We start from the raw sequence: 20,720 nt of genomic DNA, 5'->3' as shown, positions 1-20,720 counted from the left end.
GTTAGCCCGTGACGCCGGGGGCGCCGTTCTCGACGCGGCCGGTCACGCGGCGGCGGAACGAGGCGTCCTGGGTGGTGGTCACCTCGACGTCGTACCAGCCCTGGTCCGTCGGCCAGGCGAGGCCGGTGACGCCACCGGCGGGAACCCGGATCTCCTGGCGCGCATCGGGGGCGTACCCGAGCGCTCGCGCCTGGAGCACGACGTCCTCGGTTCCGGCGTTGCGGAACTCCAGGCGCAGCTCGCCGGTGCGTGCGTCCGGCAGGCTGCGCACGTCCACGCCTGCTGCGCGTCCCTTGCGGGAACCGGCGAGTTCGAACCAGAAGCGGTTCGGTCCCTGAACGGCGAGCTGGTAGGTGTCTCCGGCCTTCACCGTCGCCACGTGCTCGTCGCGCACGTCGACGTGCAGCGGCTCCTTGAACTCACCGGCGTACGGGTACACCGCGAAGTGCGCGGAGGCGGTGCCCCGGTTGGCCAGCCGCAGCGTCAGATCCCCTTGCCGGGTGAGGGTCGCCGAGACCTCCGGCTGGTACGGCAAGGCCCGGGCGGGACGCCGTCCCTGTTCCTGCAAGGGCAGCTGCTGGTCCTGCGGTGCTTCCGGGCGCCAGCGCTCGATCGGGGCGGGCACCGGGCCCGGTTGGGTCGGCGTCGGCGGTTTTCCGGCCTGCTGGAAGTCGAACACCGAGGTCAGATCGCCGCAGACGGTCCGGCGCCACTGGCTGATGTTCGGCTCGGCGACGCCGGTCCAGCGTTCCAGCAGCCGCAGCACCGAGGTGTGGTCGAAGGTCTCCGAGTTGATGTGACCACCGACCGTCCACGGCGAGATGACCGTCATCGGCACCCGCGGACCGAGACCGATGGGCTGACCGTCGAACCAGTCGTCGCTGTCACCAGTATCCGGCTCCGGAGGTACCGGCGGGGCGACGTGGTCGAAGAACCCGTCGTTCTCGTCGAAGTTCAGCAGCAGCACCGTGCGCGACCAGACCTCGGGGTCCGAGGCGATCGCGTCCAGCACGTCGTAGATCAGGTTCGCGCTTCCCACCGGGGTGGAGCTGCCCGGGTGCTCGGAGTCCACGGCGGACGGGACGAGCCAGGACACCTTCGGCAGCCGCCCGGCCGAGATGTCCGCGCGCAGCCGGTTGACGAGGCTCTCCGGTTCGCTGCGGTACATCGCGCGGTCGAACAGGTTCCGCTCCGCGTTGCTGAGCGAGGCACGCCCGGCCTCCAGCTGCTCGAGCAGCCGCTGCCGTTCCTGGTCGGGTTTGCCGAACAGCGCGGTGTAGAACTCCTCGGTGGTCCGCCACTGCCCGTCCACTGCGGACAGGACCTTGGTGCCGATCGCCTTGAACGGCTTGAAGTACTCGACCGCGTTGTCGGTGAAGTTGTCCCACTCCTGGTAGATCTGCCAGGAAACGCCCGCGGACTCCAGGCGCTCCGGGTAGGTCGTCCAGTCGTAGCCGACGTGGGCGTAGTCGTAGGCGGCGTTGGTGACGGCGCGGTCCTTCGTCCCCGGCTCGTAACCGGTCGTGCCGGTCCACAGGTAGTTGCGGTTGGGGTTGGTGGAGCCGAACACCGAGCAGTGGTACGCGTCGCACAGGGTGAAGGTGTCGGCCAGTTCGTACTGCAGCGGGATGTCGGGCCGCTCGTAGTAGGTCATCGTCGCCGGGGTCTTGGCGGCGATCCAGTCGTCGTTCCAGCCGCGCGCCCAGGCCCGGCCCGACCCGTCCCAGCTGTGGTCGAGATCTCCGAGGTACTGGATGTCGGAGGCGGGCCGGTCCTGCTGCTCGGCGGCCTGCCGCAGCGAGAACGGCAGCACGGTGCCGCCGGGGGCGGGCTGCTCGAACACCGACGTGCCGCCGGGCAGTCGCAGCGGCTGGCGGTCGCCGAAACCGCGAACACCGCGCAGCGAGCCGAAGTAGTGGTCGAAGGACCGGTTCTCCTGCATCAGCACGATCACGTGCTCGACGGCGTCGAGACCACCGGCGGGCGCGGGATTGGCCAGGGCGCGGTGCAGCGACGGGGGAAGAAGGGAGGCGGCAGCCGCGCCACCGAGGGCGCCGGCCAGCACGCGGCGTCGGGAAACTTCAGGCATGGCAGGGGACGATAAGCGCGCTGGCCCACGCGTGGAGGTTGCGTTCGTGGCACTCAGGTGAACTGGCGGCACCGAGCTGGTATCGGGACACGATCACCGCTTCCTCGGTGGAGCTGGCGATGCCCCGGCCAGGTGCTGGTCGGGGCATCGCCGCTGGTGGGGCTCGTGCGGCCGGTTCAGGCGCCGCGGAGGCGGTCCCAGGGGCCGGTGATGGCGTAGAGCACGCCCGGGGTCTGGACGCTGGCGAACAGGGTGTTGCCGTCCGGGGAGTAGACGGGACCGCAGAACTCGCTGAACTCGGGTTCGGCGTCGGTACCGGTGTTGATCTCGTTGCGGGCCAGCGGGTAGGTCTGGCCTTCGAAGGTCGCGCCGAACAGGTGCTGCTGCCCGTCGCCGTCCTCGGCGAGGATCAGGCCGTTGCCGCGGGAGGAGACGGTGATGTTGTCCGGACCGTCGAAGCCGGCGGCATCGTCCTGGTCGTACTCGAAGCGCAGCTTCAGCTCGATGGTCTGGTTGCGCGGGTTGTAGAACCAGATCTGGCCGTCGTGCGGGGTGCCGGGGCTGTCCTCGAGGCGGGCGTAGCTGCAGACGAAGTAGGCGCCGCCGTCGCCCCACCAGGCGCCTTCGAGCTTGCGGCCCCGGGTGATCTGGTCGTCGGCGAACTGCTTGCGGATCGAGGTGGTGGCCGCGGCGCGGTCCGCGACGGGCACCCAGGTCACGCCGTAGGTGGTACCGACCTCGGTCGCGCGGGACAGGTCGTCGATGTGCTGACCGGACTTGTCGGCGGCCTTCATCGCTTCGAAGGTGCCGTCGTCGTCGCCGAGGGCGCGGAGCTTGCCGGGGCCCAGCGGCAGCGCCGATGCCGGCGGGGTGAAGCGGTAGAACAGGCCGTTCGGGCCGGAGGCGTCCTCGGTTTGGTAGATGTGGCCGGTGTTCGGGTCGACGACGGTTGCCTCGTGGGAGAACCGGCCGAGCGCCTTGATCGGCTTCGGGTCCAGGTTCGCCTCGCGGTTGTAGGGGTCGACCTCGAAGGTGTAGCCGTGGTCGAACTGCTGGCCGTCCTTGCCCGCCTTGTCCTCGGTCTCCTCGCAGCTCAACCAGGTGTTCCACGGGGTGCGCCCGCCCGCGCAGTTGGTGGAGGTGCCGGCTAGCGCGACGTACTCGGTGACGCGGTTGCCCTCGGCGTCGACCTCGACGACGGTGCAGCCGCCGGGGGAGACCGGGTCGTAGGTGAGTCCGTCGAGTCGCGGCACCGGGAACTCGGCGTTGTGGCTGACCTTGATCTCGTGGTTGTAGACGATCACGCTGCCGCCGTCGGGACGGAGGAAGGCGGCCATGCCGTCGTGCTTCTGCGGGGTGGCCTCGCCGGATTCGAGCTTCGTCTTGCCCGCCTCGGTGACGATCTTGTAGCTGAACCCGGCGGGAAGCGACAGCAGTCCGGCGGGGTCGGGGACGAGCGGACCGTAGCCCGCGGGCTGGCCGTTCTCGGCGGAGGCTGGTGCGGCGGCGGTCACCGCTCCGACGTTGCCGACCAGGGCGATGCCGATGCCGCCCAGCAGCGAGCGGTTGACGAACTGCCTGCGAGAGAGGTCCATGTGCGACTCCAGGAGAGCGAGAGGATGTCGCGCCAGCTTTGCCAGTCCAGAAGTACGGTCGATGAACTCGGCGAAGCGAGGAGGCGTCTCAACCCGGAATTGGTGCTGGGGTGGTGATGACGGAGTTCTCATCCTGCGGCCGGCGGCGATCTGCTGATCTTCTGCCGCGGCGCGGGGAAGCGGGCGGCTTGCTCGGCCGCCCGCCTCCGCGTTCGGTCGTGATCGCTCAGCCGTCGCTCGAGCCCGCGTCGGCGAACCGGTCCCACCTGAGCAGCTTGAAGTTGGTGTCGTCGCGGGGCTCGCCGTCGCCACCCGGGGTCTCCGGCGTGTTCGCGCCGTCCTGGACGACGAGCAGGCCGTTCGGGAAGTCGGGGCCAAACGGTTCGTTGACCACCGCGGCCCCGTCGCTTTCCTGCACCCCGTCGATCGCCGCGGAGTCGACGATCGCGGCTGCTGCCTCGTAGCGCGGGGTGCCGCTGGTGATCGCGTAGCGGGCGAAGGTGTCGTCCCCCTGGCTGGAGGCCACCAGCGTACGGCGGGACCCGTCGTAGGCGATGGTCAAGCCTTCGACGTCGGCGCTGATGTGCTGGCCCGCCTCCGGGGAGGCCGGGCCGGTGGCGATGCATTCCTCGGTCGCCGGGTCGTACTCCGCGGGCTGGCCGTACTCGCGGACGCGCTCCACCAGCTCGGGGTCGCCGAAACCGGTTTGCTGCAGGGGGATTCGCCAGATGCCGACGTCTTCCTGCCCGGCGTAGAGCACGTTGGTGGCTCGATCGACGACCATTCCCTCCACCTGCGGGCGCTCGTCCGGCTCCTCGCACGGCGACCACTGGGTGCCGCCGACGTCGAAGGAGCTCGGCAGGTCGGAGGTGGCGACGCGGTCGTAGGTGATCTTCCCGGCGCTGTCGGTGGACAGGCGGAACAGCCCGACGGTGGTCTCGCTGCGGCGGCTGACCGCCACCCACGGAGCACCGCCTGCCGGGTCGGCCCACAAGGTCATCCCGTAGCCGGTGTGCTGCTGGTCGACCTCGGCCTCGCTGCCGGAGAACAGCAGCGGCGCCGCCTCGGTGGTGATGTCGGCCAAGACCTGGGCGCCGGCGCGCGCACCGCGCGGGTCGATGCTGTAGATGCGCAGCCGGTCACGTCCGCGGTCGGTCGTGACGGCGATGTCGGTAACCTGGTTGCCGATGCGCACGCCCTGGAGGATGTCGACGTTGATGAACCGGCCGGGTTTGGTGCCGGGTGCAGGTGCGGCGGGAGCGGCGATGCGCTGCAGTTCACGGCCGTGGAGGTCGAAGACCGTCAATCCGCCTTCCTTGAGCGTGCCGACGACGATGCTGTCGGCCTGCGCGGTGGGGTGACGCCAGATCGCCGGGTCGTCGGCGTCGGCGTTCCCGTCGGCGTCGTCACCGAAGTAGGACGGGGTCTCGAAGCTGGCCTGGACGTGGCCGAGCCCGCCTTCGTCGTCGGCGGAGGCGCTGGGAAGGCCCGTCATGACCAGTGCGAGCACCCCTGCGGCGACGGGAGCGAGCTTCGCCGACAGTAGCAGACCCGGCGTGTGGGAAGGCGTCATGCCTCCTCCTTCATGTGCTTGAGCTAATCCGTTGCGGAAACCGGCCGGAGTTGCGGTGTGGAGGCCGAGCGCGACACCGAAATGCCTCGGGAATGCGCGCTCACCGGAGTGCTCGCGCGAAAAGGTTCACACCTTCTCCCATTCGCGTGAGTGGGACGGAAAAGAACCTTCCCTTCGCGCTTGTCGCTGCTGCGTCCGCTCGGGGCCGCGCGCGTGGCGGGAGGGCGACGGGAAGACCAACACGGCGTGGGAAGCTTCTCATTCGGCTCTGAAGCGGGAAATGCGTGGAGTTCTCGGTGAGAGGTCACTCATCAGATCTTCCGGTTCCGCACGCCGGAGCGCCCATGTCGCCGACAGATCTCCGTTACGCACTGTTCATCCCCGATGGGTTAAATCCGCCGCATCGCCCGAAATGCGCATGTGAAGCGATTTCGACGGTACGCCGCCGATGACGTCGTGCTGGCTGTCGGATCAGACCATTCCCCGTGAAGCGATGCTGCCTTCTGGCGCGCGCTTCGAACGCGTCTGTGGAGTCCACAATGAACAGATCAGGAAGACAACACGCACGAAACGGCCCCTGGTGGGAAAATCTGCGATATGACCTGCCCGCGTCGATCGTCGTGTTCCTCGTGGCGATCCCGTTGTCGCTGGGCATCGCGCTCGCCTCGGGCGCACCCATCATGGCCGGCCTGGTCGCCGCCGTGGTGGGCGGCATCGTGGCCGGTGCTGCGGGCGGCTCGGTGCTGCAGGTCAGCGGTCCGGCCGCCGGTTTGACCGTCGTCGTTGCCGGTCTCGTGCACGAGTACGGCTGGGCGGTGACCTGCGCCATCACCGTGGGAGCGGGGGTGCTGCAGATCCTGCTGGGCCTGTCGCGGGTGGCTCGCGCAGCGCTGGCGATCTCGCCTGCGATCGTGCACGGCATGCTGGCCGGAATCGGCATCGTCATCGCGCTCGCGCAGATCCACGTGGTGCTCGGCGGCAAACCGCACACGTCGGCGAACGAGAGCCTGATGCTGCTCCCGGAGCAGCTGAGCCGCCTCAACCTCGCGGCCGTCGGCCTGGGCGTTCTCACGATCGCGATCCTGCTCGTCTGGCCGCGGCTGCCCCGCCAGGTCCGCGTGGTTCCGGCGCAGCTGGTCGCCGTGGTGCTCGCGACCGCGGTGGCGTGGATCGGCGGGCTGGACGTCGCCCGGGTCGAGGTTCCTGCGGACCTGCTCGGTACGCACATCTTCCCGGCGCTGCCGGACGGGGGATGGGGCGGCATCGCGCTGGCCGTGGTGACGATGGCGCTGATCGCCAGCATCGAGTCGCTGCTGTCCGCGGTCGCCGTGGACCGGATGCATGACGGCCCTCGCGCCAACCTCAACCGGGAGATGGTCGGTCAGGGGATGGCGAACATGGTCTCCGGTGCTCTCGGCGGTCTTCCGGTCACCGGTGTGATCGTTCGGAGTTCGACCAACGCGGCGGCCGGTGCCCGCAGCCGGGTCTCGGCCGTGCTGCACGGTGTGTGGGTGATCGTGTTCGTCGGCTTGGCCGCCGGGTTGCTCAAGCAGATCCCCACCTCGGTGCTCGGGGCCATGCTGGTGATGATCGGCATCAAGCTGGTCAATTTCAAGGAGATCCGCCAGCTGCTCAAGCACCGCGAGCTACCGCTGTACGTGATCACCGCGCTGGGCGTGGTGGAGCTGAACCTGATGGAGGGCGTGCTGCTGGGCATCGGTGTGGCCGTGCTTTTCGCGCTGTACCGGCTGACCCGCAGCAAGATGCGGGTGGAGCACCGCGGCAACCGGTGGCACGTGGTCATCGAGGGCTCGCTGACCTTCGTGGCTGTTCCGAAGCTGTCGCGTACGTTGGCCGAGATCCCGGCTGGTGCTGCCGTGGACGTTGACCTCGCGGTGGACTTCCTCGACCACGCGGCGTTCGAAGCGCTGCACAACTGGCGCACCACGCACGAGAGGCTCGGCGGTGAGGTCGACATCGACGAGATCCACGAGGCCTGGTATCACAACGCGGCCACGTCGGGTGGCGCCGGCCGGAAGTCGGCACCGTCCAGGCCCACCTATCTGCCGTGGCAGGAAGGGCGCGTCGCGGCCGCTCCGGCTCAGCAGGTGCTCGGTGGTGTGCGGGAGTTCCAGCAGGACGCGGCGGCGAAGGTGCGTCCGTACTTCGAGCAGCTCGCCGAGGGGCAGTCGCCTTCGCAGCTGTTCCTGACCTGCTCGGATTCGCGGGTGGTGCCGCACCTGATCACCTCGAGCGGACCCGGTGATCTGTTCGTCGTGCGCAACATCGGCAACATCGTCCCGCAATACCGGGAGGACGTGGCCTCCGGAGCGGGTGACCACTCGGTGGCGGCTGCGATCGAGTACGCGACCGAGGTGCTCGGGGTCAAGAGCATCACGGTGTGCGGGCACTCCTGCTGCGGGGCGATGAAGGCCCTGCTGGACGGACGCGGCGAGGGCGCTCCGAGCTGCGGGCTGGACGCCTGGCTCGGCCACGGGTCCCACAGCCTGGCCCGGTTCCGGGTCGACGCCTCGGACCGCGGTGAGGACGTGGCCGCGCACGATGAGCTGTGCCAGGTCAACGTCGCCCAGCAGCTCGACAACCTCATGACCTACCCCGGTGTGCAGGAGCGAGTTGCCCGCGGCGATCTCCACCTGATCGGGATGTTCTTCGACATCGCCACCGCCGAGGTCCACTTCCTCGACGAGGGCAGCGAGCAGTTCGTCCCGGTGAGCCAGATGAAGATGAACGACGAACTGGCTGCGGTGTGACGAAAACATCGTGACGGCGCGATGACCGGTTCCGTACGGCGAGATCAACTGTTGCCGAACGGGACCGGTTTCGCGCGGGGGCACCGTTAACCTCGGGGACACCGACGCGGAGTGCCCGTTGCTCCTGTGCTCGTTCCCGCCTTCCGGTGAACAGGGAGCCGAAGAGGAATTCGAAGTGAAGTTCCGCTACCTGCCCCACGTCCTGGTTCCGGTGACCGCTGTGGTGTTCGGGGTCGCGCTGGTGATCCTGGCCGAGCAGGAGCAACCACCAGTCCTCGGCGATGCCGTCGTGTTCGACCGCCCCGCCCCGCCTGCGCCCCCGCTGCCGACGGCAGCACCCTCGACCGGTTCCAGCCCTAGGCCGAAAGTGGAAGCGACGACATCCAGGTCTGAGCCGATGTCGCCGAAGACGGCCGCCGCAGAACCCAGCCCGACGCCTTCGTTCCCCACCCGGTCGCAACCCCGCGTCCTGAACCAGGCCCCGGTGAGCCCCGGTTCGACACCGAGCTCCTCCCCGCCGAGCGGCGAATCCGATGACGACGGTGACGACGGCTCCGATGGTTGAAGTCCGCCCCGGGCGCGGAGAACGGCTGCGCACCACCGTCCAGAACATGATGGGTTCGGCCCGGGTGCGCATCCTGGCTTGGATGCTGCTGCTGGTCGCGATCACCCTGACGGTCACCTCCAGCGCGATGGCCGTCGTGTTGACCAAGCAGACCGAGGAGCGCGTCAACGAGCGCCTCTTCGAGGAAGTGGCGGAGTTCCGGAGGTACGTGGAGACCTACCGGGAACCGCCAGGGCATCCCACCACGGACGTCCGGGAGCTGCTCGAATCGGCCCTGAACACGATCCTCCCGGACGAGCACCAGGTGTTCCTCGCGCTCGTCGACGGCGCAGTGCTGGGCCCGCCGCGATCGGATCCGGCCCTCGTGCTGGCCGGTGATCCGGTCCTGGTGGCGCGTTTCGCAGCGACCGACAGGCCCGCTTACGGTGAGGCGATCACCGGAGTCGGACGCATCCGGTATGCCGCGGTGCCGGTGGTGGTCGAGTCCCAGGGCGCGCGGGGAACTTTCGTCGTGGCCGCTTTCGTCGAGGGAGAACGCGCTGAGATCCTCGAAGCGATCCGGGCCGACCTGCTGATCGGCCTCGGCGCGATACTGGTCGCGGCGGCGCTCGGGTGGTTGTTCGCCGGCCGATTGCTCGCACCGTTGCGCTTGTTGCGCATCACCGCTGCCTCGATCAACGAAACGGACCTGTCCCAGCGGATTCCGGTGAGCGGCGACCACGAGATCGCGCGGCTTGCCGTGATCTTCAACGGCATGCTCGATCGACTCGCTGACGCCTTCGCCGCGCAACGCCAGTTCATCGACGACGCCAGTCACGAGATGCGCACCCCGATCACGATCATCCGGGCCAACATCGAGCTGCTCGAGGACGATCCCGCTCAACGCCCGGAGCGGATCGCGCAGGTGATCGACGAGCTCGACCGGATGAACCGGATGGTGGAGGACCTGCTCGTGCTGGCCAAGACCCGCCGCCCGGACTTCCTGCGCCTGGAGGCCGTGGAGTTCGCCGAGATCGTCGAGGACGCCTTCGTCAAGTCCTCGGCGCTGGCGCACCGGCGTTGGTTGTTGGAGCAGGACGACGAGGGTGAGACCGCGGTGTTGCGCGCCGATCGGCAGCGCCTGATCCAGGCCCTGGTCCAGCTCGCGCAGAACGCGGTGCAGCACACCGGAGAAGGCAGTGCGATCACCGTCGGTTCCAGCGTCGAAGAGGGTATCGGGCGGATTTGGGTCACCGATACCGGGCTCGGAGTGGAGCCGGAGCAGGAGAGGCAGATCTTCGACCGGTTCCACCGGGCCTCGCCGGGCCGCCAAGCCACCGGCGCGGGGCTGGGCCTGGCCATCGTCAACGCCATCGCCGAGGCGCACGGCGGCAGCGTCGAGCTGGACAACCGTCCCGGTGACGGGGCGACCTTCACCCTCGTGCTCCCGGTGGAGGAGAGGGTGGATGCGGTGCCCGCCGGTGGCCCCCGCAGCGGCGGGGGCCGTGTTCCGGATCAGAAGAGGGCGGAGAGCAACTGGTTCGCTAAGGCGTCGAGCGGGCGGCGCCGAACTGGTGTGGACGAATCGGGGCGGTCTTCCGGGGTCGGTGGACTCTGATCGGCAGGAAGGCTCGGTGTCGGCCTGTTACCTCGATAGGCCTCGGCATGAACCAGCGCGCGGACGAGGGCGTACTGATCGACGGGCATTGCGTGTCTCCTACTGTGGGAGGGGTGCCGGTGCTGATCGAGTGCGTTGCTCAGTGAATTCCTGGCGGGTGAACCGGTCTGGCAGTCGACCGAATCTGCACCGGGCCAAATGCCGTCGATCACTTGAATATTCGATGGGCCCGTTCTCATCGACCGTCGGCGTGTTCGATGGGAGTGCTCTCATGCGGTCCGGTTCGCGCTGGCCACAGCTCGAAGAACGAGAACGCCGCTGCTGAAGCGGAATCCGAGTGATCACCATTTCCCGCGCATGACGGGAGAATTTCATGCGCGCGTGCTCAAGCTGCGGGGCGCTCTCGGGTAAGGATGCTGCGTCGACCGAGGTAGCCGGCTGGAAGAGGACTTGGATTGAAGCACATTCTGATCGCCGAGGACGAGAAGCGGATTGCGGTGCTGCTGCAGCAGAGCCTGCGTGCTGATGGCTTCGGCACGACCATCGTCAGCGACGGTGAACAGGCCCGGAGTTACGCGCTGTCCGGTGCCTACGACCTGCTCGTGCTCGACATCGGCCTGCCGACGACGGACGGGTTCACCGTACTGGCCCAACTGCGCGAGGCGGGCAGTCAACTACCGGTCGTCGTCCTGACCGCCCGCAGCGGTGTTGCGGACACGGTCGCCGGCCTCGAGAACGGGGCCGACGACTACGTCGGCAAACCGTTCCGCATGCAGGAGCTCCTGGCCCGCATCAGGCTGCGCCTGCGAGATGACGCGAACTCCCACCTGCTCCGCCGCGGCCACCTCGCCCTCGACCTGCGCGCCCACCAGCTCCACGTCGAAGGACGCGTCGTCGACCTCACCGCGCGCGAATTCGCCTTGGCCGAGACGTTCCTGCGCAACCCGGGCAAGGTGCTGACCCGTGACCAGCTCATCGCCGCCGCCTGGAGCGATGACATCCGACCGACGTCCAACATCGTCGACGTCTACGTGCGCTACCTCCGCCGCAAGACGGGTGCCCACTGGATCAGCACGGTCCGGGGCAAGGGCTACCGGCTCGAGGACAGCAGCCGGCCTCCGTCCGACCCTCTCAACTAGCCCTCCACCACTCAGGCGAAACGCTCCCGTGATCGCGAAGGTCAAGGGCGATTGGCGGGCGGGCCGAGTTGCTCACCCAGGCCAGGCGGGCCGGTCAGCAGAACAGGCGTCTCCCGGCTCAGGCCCGCATTGGCCGCGGGTCAGGTGTCGGCGTGGCGTGGTGTGGTGTGGAGGCTGCTCAGCAGGGCGAGGGCCTGGGCGCTGGGTGTGGCGGGTTCGGCGTGGTAGATGATCAACTGCTGGCCGGGGGCGCTGCGCACGTCGAACGCCTGGTAGGTGAGGGTGAGCGGGCCGACGTCGGGGTGGACGAGGTGCTTGGGTTCGCGGGTCTTGCCGCGCACCTGGTGGGTGTCCCACAAGGTGCGGAAGTGCGGGTTGCCTTCGTAGAGCTCGGCCACGAGGCTCCGCAGGCCAGGATCATGCGGGTCGAAGCCCGTGGCGAGCCTCAGGTTCGCTACGGTGACCTGCGCGGTCCAGTCCCAGCGCGCGTAGAACTGTCGTCCTGCGGAGTCGAGGAAGGTCATGCGGGCGAGGTGTCCGCCGCGCGGAACGGTGAGAACAGCGCGTCGGCGAGGGTGTTGGTGGCCAGGACGTCCAGGATGCGGTTGAGCACGAAGGCAGGGGTGTGCGGGTAGCCGTCCATGAGTTGCCGCAGTTCGGGGCTCACGGTCTGGGGGGACTGTCGCCGGTGCGTCCTCCGGCGTGCTGCCGGCCAGCCGGTAGAGGTGCTCGCGGGCGTCGGGGCCGAGGTCCAGCGCGCGGGAGAGGGCGTCGAGCACTTGCGGTGAGCCCGCTTGACGGTCCGGTCATTCGCTGGTCATCGGTGAGCTGGAGAAGAGCGGCCAGGCGGTAGCCTGGTCCTTCGTCCCTGGCGGCCCGAGTGGCTCCTGGGGACGTCGGCGGGCCAGTTCTCCGGCGGGGAGGCACACCCATGACCAGTGAGTCGTTCGGGCAGGTGTTGAAGCGGTACCGGGTTGCGGCCGGCCTTTCCCAGCCTCAACTTGCCCGGAAGGTCCACGCCGACCAGAGTGCGATGTCGCGGTGGGAGAACGACCGCACGACCCCCGGTCGGGAGACCGTGGAGCGCCTGGACGAACTCCTCGATGCCGAGGGAGGTCTCACGTCCGCGGCGTTCCCGGCCCCGCCCGCACCGCTGCAGCCAGCAGATCAGCCGGTGACCTGCGGTGACGTTGAGGCGCTCCGGGACACCATCGCGCACCTGGTGGCCCTCGACGGGCAGCACGGCGGTGCTGAGCTGCTTCCGTTGGCCTCACGCACTTTCAGGACGGCGTCGGCGCGGCTGGCCTCCGGCAACTACCCGGCCAGTCTCGAAGCGGACTTCACCGCCACCGTGGCCGAACTCGGTGAAGTCGCTGGGTGGCTCGCGTTCGACGCCATGCAGCACGATAAGGCGCGCGGCCTCAACCTGGAGGCCCTGCGCCTCGCCCGGCTGGCCGGGGACGTCCACATGGAGATGTTCCTGCTGGGCAACATGGCGTTGTTGGCGCAGGAAACCGGGCAGGCCCGCGAGGCGCTGCGCACCGTCGAGCTGATGGAGCGATTTCCGTTGTCTCCGAGGTTGCGGGTCATGGCTGCGCTCAGGCGCGCACGGGCTGCCGCCGACCTCGGTGATGAACGCGCTCTGATCCTCATCCAGCACGCGCAATCGCAGGTGGACGAGTCGGTCACCGACACCGATCCCGAGTGGTCGTGGTGGGTTGATCGCCGCGAGCTCGTCATGCATGAAGGAAGCATGTGGCGCGCGGTCGGCAGGCTGGACAAGGCGGTGGACCGCTACGCCGAAGCGCTCGAAGCAGTGCCCGCCGCCTACCGGTGGTCGGCCTACATCGGCGGCTCGTGGCTGGTCGCCGCGCTGGTTGAGGCGCGGTCGTGGTCCGAGGCTGAAACGGCGGCCAACGAGCTCGCCACGCTCGCGCCCGAGGTCTCGTCCCGTCGTGCGACCCAGCGACTTCGTGAGGCGGCCACGACCGCGAAGGACCTCCGCGCCTCGTCGAGCCTTGAGGGGCTCCTCTCCGCGCTGGCCAGCAGCTAGCGGACCGCATGCGTCCTATGCGCGCCCCATGCGCATAGGACGATCTACCTGCACTCTGTGCACCTGATTGACGACGGTGTGTGCATGACCAAGGAGGAAATCTCCGCCTTTCGCGCAGTGGGGTGGGCCCAGGGCAGGGCCCGGACGGAACTGCCCACATCCGCAGCGCTGGGACCGGCGCCACGTTCTGCGGTATCGAGGTCGAGGTTGCAACCCCCGCCCGGTCGGAGCCTGCAAGGCGTGTATCGCCGGCCTGCAACCCACTCTCGCCACCCGAGATGGCCGCGGCGGATTCCCCGAAGCCGCCCCGTTCGTCCGGATCGTCGCCACCTGCGCTGTCTCGTCAATTCCGCTCACATGGCTAGAGCAGCTGAATCCGGACGGGGCAATCCTCACGGACCTCAAGACCGGTCGGTGCGCCGGAAACCTGGTGCTCCTGCACAAGCTCGAGCCGGACCGTGCCGAGGGCAGGTTCGTCTCCGGCTGGGCTGACTTCATGCAGATGCGCACCGGCACCTCCGACGTTCCCGCCACCGGCCGAGCCGACGAACACCGCCAACCCCACCACAGCACGACGCGAATCACTGGACGTCCTTGGGCGCACACAGTGCCGTGGTTCCTCGCGAGCTTCCACCTACCGACCGGAATCGGGTTCGGTATGCGCATCCGCGACGGTCAAACCTGGTGGACCATCACCAGCCCCGATGGCTCCCGCGCCGAGGTCTGCGACACTGGCACGGGCAACGAGCGAGATGTCCTCCCACATCGCCTGTGGGAGGACATCGAGACCGCTTTCTCGGAGTGGGAGAAGGCAGGCCAACCGGGCTGGGATCGGTTCGGCCTCACCGTCGAACCAGGTGAACAGGTCGTGTGGTGCATGGACACCGACCAGACGTGGAAGATCGAGTTCGGCACCTGCTGACGTGCCAAATCCAATCTCGGTCTCTTTCGTTGGCGTGCCGCAGCAGCGCCCTATGCCGACGGCGGACTCACCGCTCACTGATGGCTAGCCCGATGCCCCGCAGGGGCAAGGGAGGGGTGTGCAGCCGGCGGGCCGGGATGGTGGACATCTGGTCGGTGGGAATGCTGGCAGCTTTGCCGTGTAGCCGGTCTGGCCTTCGTGGTAAGTCCACTTCGGATGGAGTGGAGTACGACGGGTCGTCCTCAGGCGCCGTTCGCGGCGGCGTCAGGTGTGACCCTGGAACCCGGTTCCGTGGCGTCCAGGTGCCTGGGGAGGGAACCCACTCCTGCCCTGACCACGGGCGATGCGGCGGTAGGATGGCTCGGTAGTCACAGAATCGAGAGCTGCCGGCCCGTGATTGCTGCTCCGCATCCGGCGCCGAGGCCGGACGGGAAGATCATGAGCGCGGATACAGGGCCGAGCCTCACCGAGGCCGTCATGGAGCACGTGCGCTCCGCTGTTGTCGAAGGCACGATGCGTCCGCAGGAGTGGTACAGCGTCTACCAGCTCTCCGATGAGCTCGGCGTCTCGCGTTCGCCGGTCCGCGAGGGCCTCCTGCGGTTGGAGGAAGCCGGCCTGATCCGCTTCGTGCGCAACCGCGGCTTCCAGATCATCCCCACGACGGCCGAGGACGTCGCGGAGATCTTCTCGATCCGTCTGGCTCTCGAAGTCCCGGCGGCTCATCGCGCCGCCCTGCACGCCGACGAGTCCTTCGCCGCCAAGGCCGCGGAGCTGCGCCGCCAGATGTGCGAGGCCGCTGAGCAGGAGGAGGAGACCCGCTTCTTCGCCGTCGACCAGCAGCTGCACGGGATCGTGCTCACGGCCGGTGGCATGCGGCGCGGTTACCGGATCGTCGATCAGCTGCGGGTGTCGACCCGGCTGCTCGGGCCTTCGACGGCCGGCCGGAGCCGGGACTACTCCGACATCATCGCTGAGCACGATCCGATCGTCGCGGCGATCCTCGCCGGTGATGGCCACGGCGCGGCCCGGGCGATGCGGGAGCACCTCGAAGAGACCGCCGTGCTGTTGGTCGGTCAAGCGCTGCGCTACGCGGAGCGGTCGGAGGACCCCCAGGAGCTCTGGACCCGGTTGAGGACGGGTTTCGACTCCTGATCCGGTCGACCTGGGGTGTCCGGACCACGCCGATCCGGACACCTCCAGCGAAGGGACCTACTGATCAGCACCTTTCTCGTCGGTCCCCGGGATGTACTGCAGGGCGAAGGCAGCCAGGGCGCATGCTGTCGCGGAGCTGAACGCCGACCAGTTGAGCGCGGAGGCGGCACCCTCGACCACCCCGGGGCTGAGCAGGACGACGCCGAGCAGTTGGCCGAGCACGATGAGCGTGCCGAGTGCGAGGAAGGCGACGAGCGCGATCCAGAAGATGAGTTCGAGCGGCTTCTTCACAGTGGATCCTCTCAGCTCGGAATCGGCAGCCAGCCCATGGCGATGAGCCACGCGATGGCGATGACGGGGAGGACGAACCAGATGATGAGGGGGACGAACGTCTTCTGGGGGTTGACCTCGGCCATGCCGGAGGCCAGGTAGATGGGTGCTCCCACGGGCGGGGACGCGCCCTCGGTGGAGGTGCACACCAGCAGCGCGCAGATGGCCACCACGGACGGGACGTCGACGGTGCCCAGAGCGATGACCGCTGGAGCGGCGATGGCCGCGGCTGTCGCCGTCGAGGACAGGGGCGTGGCGACCAGAACCGCGGTGATGCAGACGACGAGGACGAGCAGCGGTTTGGGCAGTTGCATCTGGGCCAGCGTCTCGGACAGCTGCGGTCCGACCCCGAGTTCGCTCATGATGTTGGAGGCGGCCAAGGCGGCGAAGAGCGAAATGCCCACGGTGGCGAACTGCGGTGACTCCGCTCGAATCGCCCGGCGGAGGTGACCCCAGTTGCCGCGCAGCCGCTTTCGGCCCTCGATGAGCGCGATCAGCGAGATGAGGATGGGCACCCAGACGATGATGGAGATCTCGCCCATCGCCGCTTCGCCGATGCGGGCTTCGGATTCCAGCCAGTTGAACAGCGGTCCGAAGGTGAGCAGCACCGGGATGAGGATGCCGGCGAAGATCGTCGTCGACGTCCACCCGCTCGACAGCGCTTGGCGGAAGGTGGCGAGGTGGCGCGAGTCGGTGCGCTCGATGCCGTCGCGTCGGGTCCAGATGAACACCACGAGCATGCGGTAGAGCACGCAGTAGGCACCGGCGACGAACAGCGAGACGTAGACGTCACCGGCGCTGACGCCGACGGCGGCCGGCGTCGCCAGGATGATGAACATCGTCGAGTTCGGTGGCAGCGCGACGCCGAGCCCGGAGTTGCCGGCCACGAGGGTCGCGGCTCGCGCGCCTGACCAGCCGTTCTGCTTCATCCACGGGACTGTCACCGAGCCGACGGTGGCAGCGTTGCCCGCAGTCGATCCGGCGACGAGCCCGATGGCGGCGGATCCTGCTGTGGAGACGTAGGCCGCTCCTCCGCGCAGGCGCCCGAAGACGGAGTTGAAGATCTGGATGAGCCGTTCGATGAGGCCCGTGGCCGAGACGATCACGCCCATGAAGACGAAAGCCATGCCGGCGAAGGTCACGTCGTTGTCGAGCGCGTCCCAGACACCGGTCCACAGCAGCGATAACGCGTCCTTGCCGCCGACGAGCGCGGTGGCGAGGAGGGCGACGAGCAGGGACTCGGAGATCGGTCTTCTGAGCGGGACGTTCATCACGACGGTGACTGCGATGAAGATCAGCAGCGCGAGGATGCCCATCGTGTTTCACCTGTTTCTGCGGTTCAGCCGCTCAGCGTTGAGCGGGGTGCCGGGTGGGGCTTGTGGTTTGACGGGCCGGTGCGCGGGAGGCTTTGCTCAGGAGGTGCCGAGCGCGCGACGAAGCAGTTGGGCGAGGTGGAGTCCCCGCTTCGGGGCGTGCTCGCTTCTGTCGTCGGCCAGGCCCTCGCGGATCTGGGTGCGGCAGGAGTAGCCGTCGGCGAGCACGACGGCCTCCTGGTCGAGTTCGCGGATGCGCGGGAGCAGTTCGCGCTCCGCGAGACCGCGGGAGAGGTCGGCATGGCCGGGCTCGAATCCCCAGTTGCCGGCCAGCCCGCAGCACCCGGTCTCGATCTCGGCCTCCGCGACGCCGAGCCGGGCCAAGGTCGTTGCGGTGCCTCCGTGGCCCCGGCGGGAGCGCTCGTGGCAGTGGACTTGGGACAGGGCCGGGACCGGCAGCTCGCCGAAGGGCCAGTCCGGGTCGTCCACGTGGTCGGCGACGATGTCGCCGAGCGTGACGACCTGTTCGGCCAGCCGGTGCGAGAGCGGGTTGGTGGCGAGGAGTTCGGGTGCTTCTTCGGTGAGCATCGACGCGCACGACGGTTCGAGGACGACGATGGGAGTGCGGCCGTCGATCCACGACTCGAGCGAGGTCAGCGTGCGGGTGAGGACCTGCTGAGTCCGGGTGAGTTGGCCGGTGGAGTGCCAGGTCAGTCCACAGCAGAGGAATCCGCGCGGAACGACCACGTCGTAGCCGAGCGCGGTGAGCACGACGTGGGCGTCGCTGGCGACGTCGGTGTCGAGGTGGTTGGTGAAGCTGTCCGGCCAGAGCACCACCGTCCCGCGCTCGCCTGCTCGCTGGCTGGTCGATGCCGAACCTGACCGCTCGGCGCGGAAGCGCCGCGACTTCGCCAGGGACTGGAAGCTGCGCGGGGAGAAGCGGATCATCGAGCGGGTGGCGTCGACGCCGCCGAGCCGCATGGCGGCCTTCTCCAGCGGGCGGGTGGACAGCAGGGCGTTGACCGCTCTCGCTGCGCCGGGGATGAGGTGCAGCACCCTGCTGGTCAGCGGCAGCCACCCCATCGAGTAGTGGGACATGGGCCGGCGCCGGTCCGCGTAGTGCTGGTGGAGGAACTCCGACTTGTAGGTGGCCATGTCGACGTTGACGGGGCATTCGGAAGCGCACGCCCGGCATGACAGGCACAGGTCGAGCGCGTCCTTGACGTCCTCGGAGCGGGTGCCTTCCGGGTGGAGGTCGCCGCGGAACATCTCGGAGAGGAGGCGGGCTCGGCCGCGAGTGCTGTGCACCTCGTCGCGGGTGATCTGGAAGGAGGGGCACATCGCCCCCTCGTCGGAGCGGCAGGCCCCGACGCCCACGCAGCGGTTGACGGCGTTGACCAGTGAGCCCCGGTCGCGGCTGAGCGCGTGCACGGGGATGAACTCGTTGCTGCGCTGCCCTGGTGCCGGGCGGATCCCGGTGTCGACGGCATCGGGGTCGACGAGCACGCCGGGGTTGAGCGCGCCGTCGGGGTCGAAAGCCGTTTTGAACGTGGCGAAGGCCGCGAGCGCCTCCGGTGGGTACACCTGCGACAGCAGTGCAGACCTGGCTCGACCGTCGCCGTGCTCGCCGGAGAGCGAGCCGCCGTGGGACGCGACGGTGGCGGCGGCGTCGGACATGAAGGCCCGGAAGACGTCGAGACCGTCCTCGGTGCCGAGGTCGAAGGAGATCCGGATGTGGACGCACCCTTCGCCGAAGTGTCCGAAGGGGATGCCCCGCAGTCCGTGCTGGTCGAGCAGGGCGTAGAGATCGCGGAGGTAGTCGGCGAGCTGTTCGGGCGGCACGGCGGAGTCTTCCCAGTTCGGCCAGGCCTCGCCGCCGTCGGGCAGGCGGGTGACCAGACCTGCTGCGGATTCGCGGATTCGCCAGAGCTTGCGCATCTCGGCTCGATCGGCGACGACGACGGCGTCCACGGTGCGATGCTGGGAGTGGGAGTCGAATTCGGCCACGAGCTCTTCGGCTCGCATCCGGGCCTCGTCGGCGGTCTCTCCGGTCGTCTCGCAGTAGAGCCAGCCACCAGCAGGGCGCGGATCGCCCGCGCCGCCCGGGAGGATGTCACCGGCATCGCGGCCCTGGCTGATCCGCAGGACGTCGAGGAGGTCTCCGCCCATGCCCTCGGAGGTCACCACTCCGGGGCGCCGGGTCTGTGGTGCGGCTGCGGCGGCGTCGAACACGGTGGGGAACGCCAGGACGGCCAGGGCGGTGGATGTCGGTGTGGGAACGAGTTGGACGAGGGCCTCGACGATGATGCCCAAGGTTCCTTCGGAGCCCGCGAAGGCCTTGGCCGTGTCGAATCCGTTCTCCGGGAGCAGGTGGTGCAGCCCGTATCCGGAGACCTGCCGGGGAAATCTGCCCAGGGTGGTGCGCAGCAGCGCGAGGTTCTCGTCCCGCAGGTGCATCAGGGCTCGGTCGAGTTCGGGATCGCTCGTCCCGCCTCGCTTCAACGTGACCAGCTCGCCGTCGGCGCGCATGACGGTGAGCTCGACGACGTTGTCCGCGGCGGTGCCCCAGGCCAGGGAGTGGGAGCCGCAGGCGTTGTTGGCGATCATGCCGCCGACGGTGCACCGGCTGTGCGTCGAGGGGTCCGGCCCGTAGGTCAGGCCGTAGGGGGCTGCCGCCTCGCGCAGGGCGTCGCAGACGACGCCGGGTTCGATCCGGGCGGTGCGCGCTTCCGGGTCGATGTCGAGGATGCGGTTGAAGTGCCGGGAGGTGTCGATGATCAGGCCCTCGCCGATCCCGTTCCCGGCCACCGAGGTCCCGCCGCCGCGGACGGTGATCGGCCAGCCCTCCTCCTGCGCGATGAGCACCCCGGCCCGGATCTCGGCCAGGGTCCGGGGTTCGAGGACGGCTCGGGGGACGCGGCGGAAGATCGAGGCATCGGAAACGTAGGCGCCCAGCGCAGCGCGGTCGGTGCGCAGACGCGCGCGGGTGTCCTCGGTGGACGCGGTCGTCACCGTGCTTTCTCCCTTCGAGGTGATCGGCGGTGACGACCTGCCGCAGGCGGACCTGTGCGGGTTGTGCCCGAGTTGAATCGTGGGGCAAGTCACCGGCGGCCGTACAGTAACATGTTACTCGGAGGGGTTGGCAACCACGCGTTTCCAGCTCCGCCTGATCCCGCAGGCCCGAATGGCGCTGACCTGCGCGATGTTGGCCCTCTTCGGTGGCGAGTGGAGACCTCGGGGAGCCTGCGCGTCCGCTTGCGCGGGGTGGTCGGAAGGAGTGCCCGCCTGCTGGAGCGATTCGGTGTGGTCCGAAGTGGACCGAGGTTTCCCGCTCAGTCGTCCTGTGTGTCTGCGGTCCTCGACGTACCTGGACGCGAGCACTGGTTACTCACGACGTCCCGAAGGGGATCCGCCGCTCCGCGGCCTGAGTTGCCCGCCAGTGCAGGAGGGCATGCCGGGTCGCTGCGCAGATCAGGCCGTCGTGGTCACCGGCACTGGGCAGGGACTCGGCCGAGCGATGTCGTCGTGGGTCTCGCCAGGCGCGAGCGGTTGAGAGCCAGCAAGATCGGGCACCGCACGGTCACCGGTACCTGGTCCTGCTTTCCGGCCTCGAGGCGCGCG

Annotated in this window: 13 protein-coding genes and 2 pseudogenes; 8 read left to right on the top strand and 7 right to left on the bottom strand. The window is 68.8% G+C overall.

Annotation, left to right across the window (positions count from 1 at the left end):
* Position 1 precedes the first annotated feature (1 nt).
* From R4I43_RS03235 to R4I43_RS03225, 3 genes are all read right to left on the bottom strand, one after another.
* Positions 2–2,089 (bottom strand): phosphocholine-specific phospholipase C, encoded by a 2,088-nt coding sequence (locus tag R4I43_RS03235; RefSeq protein ID WP_324263984.1) that lies wholly within the window; start codon positions 2,087–2,089, stop codon positions 2–4.
* Positions 2,090–2,265: 176 nt separating this feature from the next.
* Positions 2,266–3,684, bottom strand: coding sequence for an alkaline phosphatase PhoX (locus tag R4I43_RS03230; protein WP_324263983.1), 1,419 nt, complete (start codon positions 3,682–3,684; stop codon positions 2,266–2,268).
* 226 nt (positions 3,685–3,910) lie between these two features.
* Complete coding sequence (locus tag R4I43_RS03225) at positions 3,911–5,257, bottom strand: phytase (RefSeq protein WP_324263982.1); 1,347 nt, start codon at positions 5,255–5,257, stop codon at positions 3,911–3,913.
* 539 nt (positions 5,258–5,796) lie between these two features.
* Between R4I43_RS03225 and R4I43_RS03220 the strand changes: the two genes are divergently transcribed.
* The 4 genes from R4I43_RS03220 to R4I43_RS03205 all read left to right on the top strand — a co-directional run bounded on the left by R4I43_RS03220 (position 5,797) and on the right by R4I43_RS03205 (position 11,329).
* Positions 5,797–8,028, top strand: a complete 2,232-nt coding sequence (locus R4I43_RS03220) for a solute carrier family 23 protein (protein ID WP_407691186.1) — start codon at positions 5,797–5,799, stop codon at positions 8,026–8,028.
* Positions 8,029–8,203: 175 nt separating this feature from the next.
* A complete protein-coding gene (locus R4I43_RS03215; RefSeq protein WP_324263980.1) occupies positions 8,204–8,593 on the top strand; it encodes a hypothetical protein in 390 nt (129 codons plus the stop codon).
* The gene (locus tag R4I43_RS03210) at positions 8,586–10,190 is read left to right on the top strand and encodes a sensor histidine kinase (protein ID WP_324263979.1); all 1,605 of its coding nucleotides are present in this window, start codon (positions 8,586–8,588) and stop codon (positions 10,188–10,190) included. Before R4I43_RS03215 ends, R4I43_RS03210 begins: the two co-directional genes overlap by 8 nt.
* A gap of 455 nt (positions 10,191–10,645) precedes the next feature.
* Positions 10,646–11,329, top strand: a complete 684-nt coding sequence (locus tag R4I43_RS03205; protein WP_324263978.1) for a response regulator transcription factor — start codon at positions 10,646–10,648, stop codon at positions 11,327–11,329.
* Between the two features lie 140 nt (positions 11,330–11,469).
* Here the strand turns inward: R4I43_RS03205 and R4I43_RS03200 are convergent.
* A pseudogene (locus R4I43_RS03200) lies at positions 11,470–11,972 on the bottom strand (MmyB family transcriptional regulator).
* A 288-nt stretch (positions 11,973–12,260) separates the two neighbouring features.
* On the opposite strand from R4I43_RS03200, the gene R4I43_RS03195 reads away from it, so the two are divergent.
* The 4 genes and pseudogenes from R4I43_RS03195 to R4I43_RS03185 all read left to right on the top strand — a co-directional run bounded on the left by R4I43_RS03195 (position 12,261) and on the right by R4I43_RS03185 (position 15,456).
* Positions 12,261–13,382: a helix-turn-helix domain-containing protein gene (locus R4I43_RS03195; protein WP_324263977.1), complete on the top strand. Its 1,122-nt coding sequence runs from the start codon at positions 12,261–12,263 to the stop codon at positions 13,380–13,382.
* Between the two features lie 187 nt (positions 13,383–13,569).
* Positions 13,570–13,779: pseudogene (locus tag R4I43_RS34250) on the top strand (hypothetical protein); the annotation flags it as partial.
* 33 nt (positions 13,780–13,812) lie between these two features.
* Positions 13,813–14,304: a methyltransferase domain-containing protein gene (locus R4I43_RS03190; RefSeq protein WP_324263976.1), complete on the top strand. Its 492-nt coding sequence runs from the start codon at positions 13,813–13,815 to the stop codon at positions 14,302–14,304.
* Positions 14,305–14,742: 438 nt separating this feature from the next.
* Positions 14,743–15,456 (top strand): GntR family transcriptional regulator, encoded by a 714-nt coding sequence (locus R4I43_RS03185; protein ID WP_324263975.1) that lies wholly within the window; start codon positions 14,743–14,745, stop codon positions 15,454–15,456.
* A 57-nt stretch (positions 15,457–15,513) separates the two neighbouring features.
* Here R4I43_RS03185 and R4I43_RS03180 read toward each other — a convergent pair whose 3' ends face one another.
* From R4I43_RS03180 to R4I43_RS03170, 3 genes are all read right to left on the bottom strand, one after another.
* Positions 15,514–15,747 carry a hypothetical protein gene (locus R4I43_RS03180; RefSeq protein ID WP_324263974.1) on the bottom strand — a complete coding sequence of 78 codons (234 nt, stop codon included), beginning with the start codon at positions 15,745–15,747 and terminating at the stop codon, positions 15,514–15,516.
* 11 nt (positions 15,748–15,758) lie between these two features.
* Entirely contained in the window at positions 15,759–17,102 is a 1,344-nt protein-coding gene (locus tag R4I43_RS03175) for a TRAP transporter large permease subunit (protein ID WP_324263973.1), read from the bottom strand.
* A gap of 96 nt (positions 17,103–17,198) precedes the next feature.
* Entirely contained in the window at positions 17,199–20,111 is a 2,913-nt protein-coding gene (locus R4I43_RS03170; protein WP_324263972.1) for an FAD-binding and (Fe-S)-binding domain-containing protein, read from the bottom strand.
* Positions 20,112–20,720 lie beyond the last annotated feature (609 nt).

The organism is Saccharopolyspora mangrovi (assembly GCF_035320975.1).
In the GTDB taxonomy this organism is placed as follows: Bacteria; Actinomycetota; Actinomycetes; order Mycobacteriales; family Pseudonocardiaceae; genus Saccharopolyspora; species Saccharopolyspora mangrovi.
This window is presented reverse-complemented; position numbering and strand designations above follow the sequence as displayed.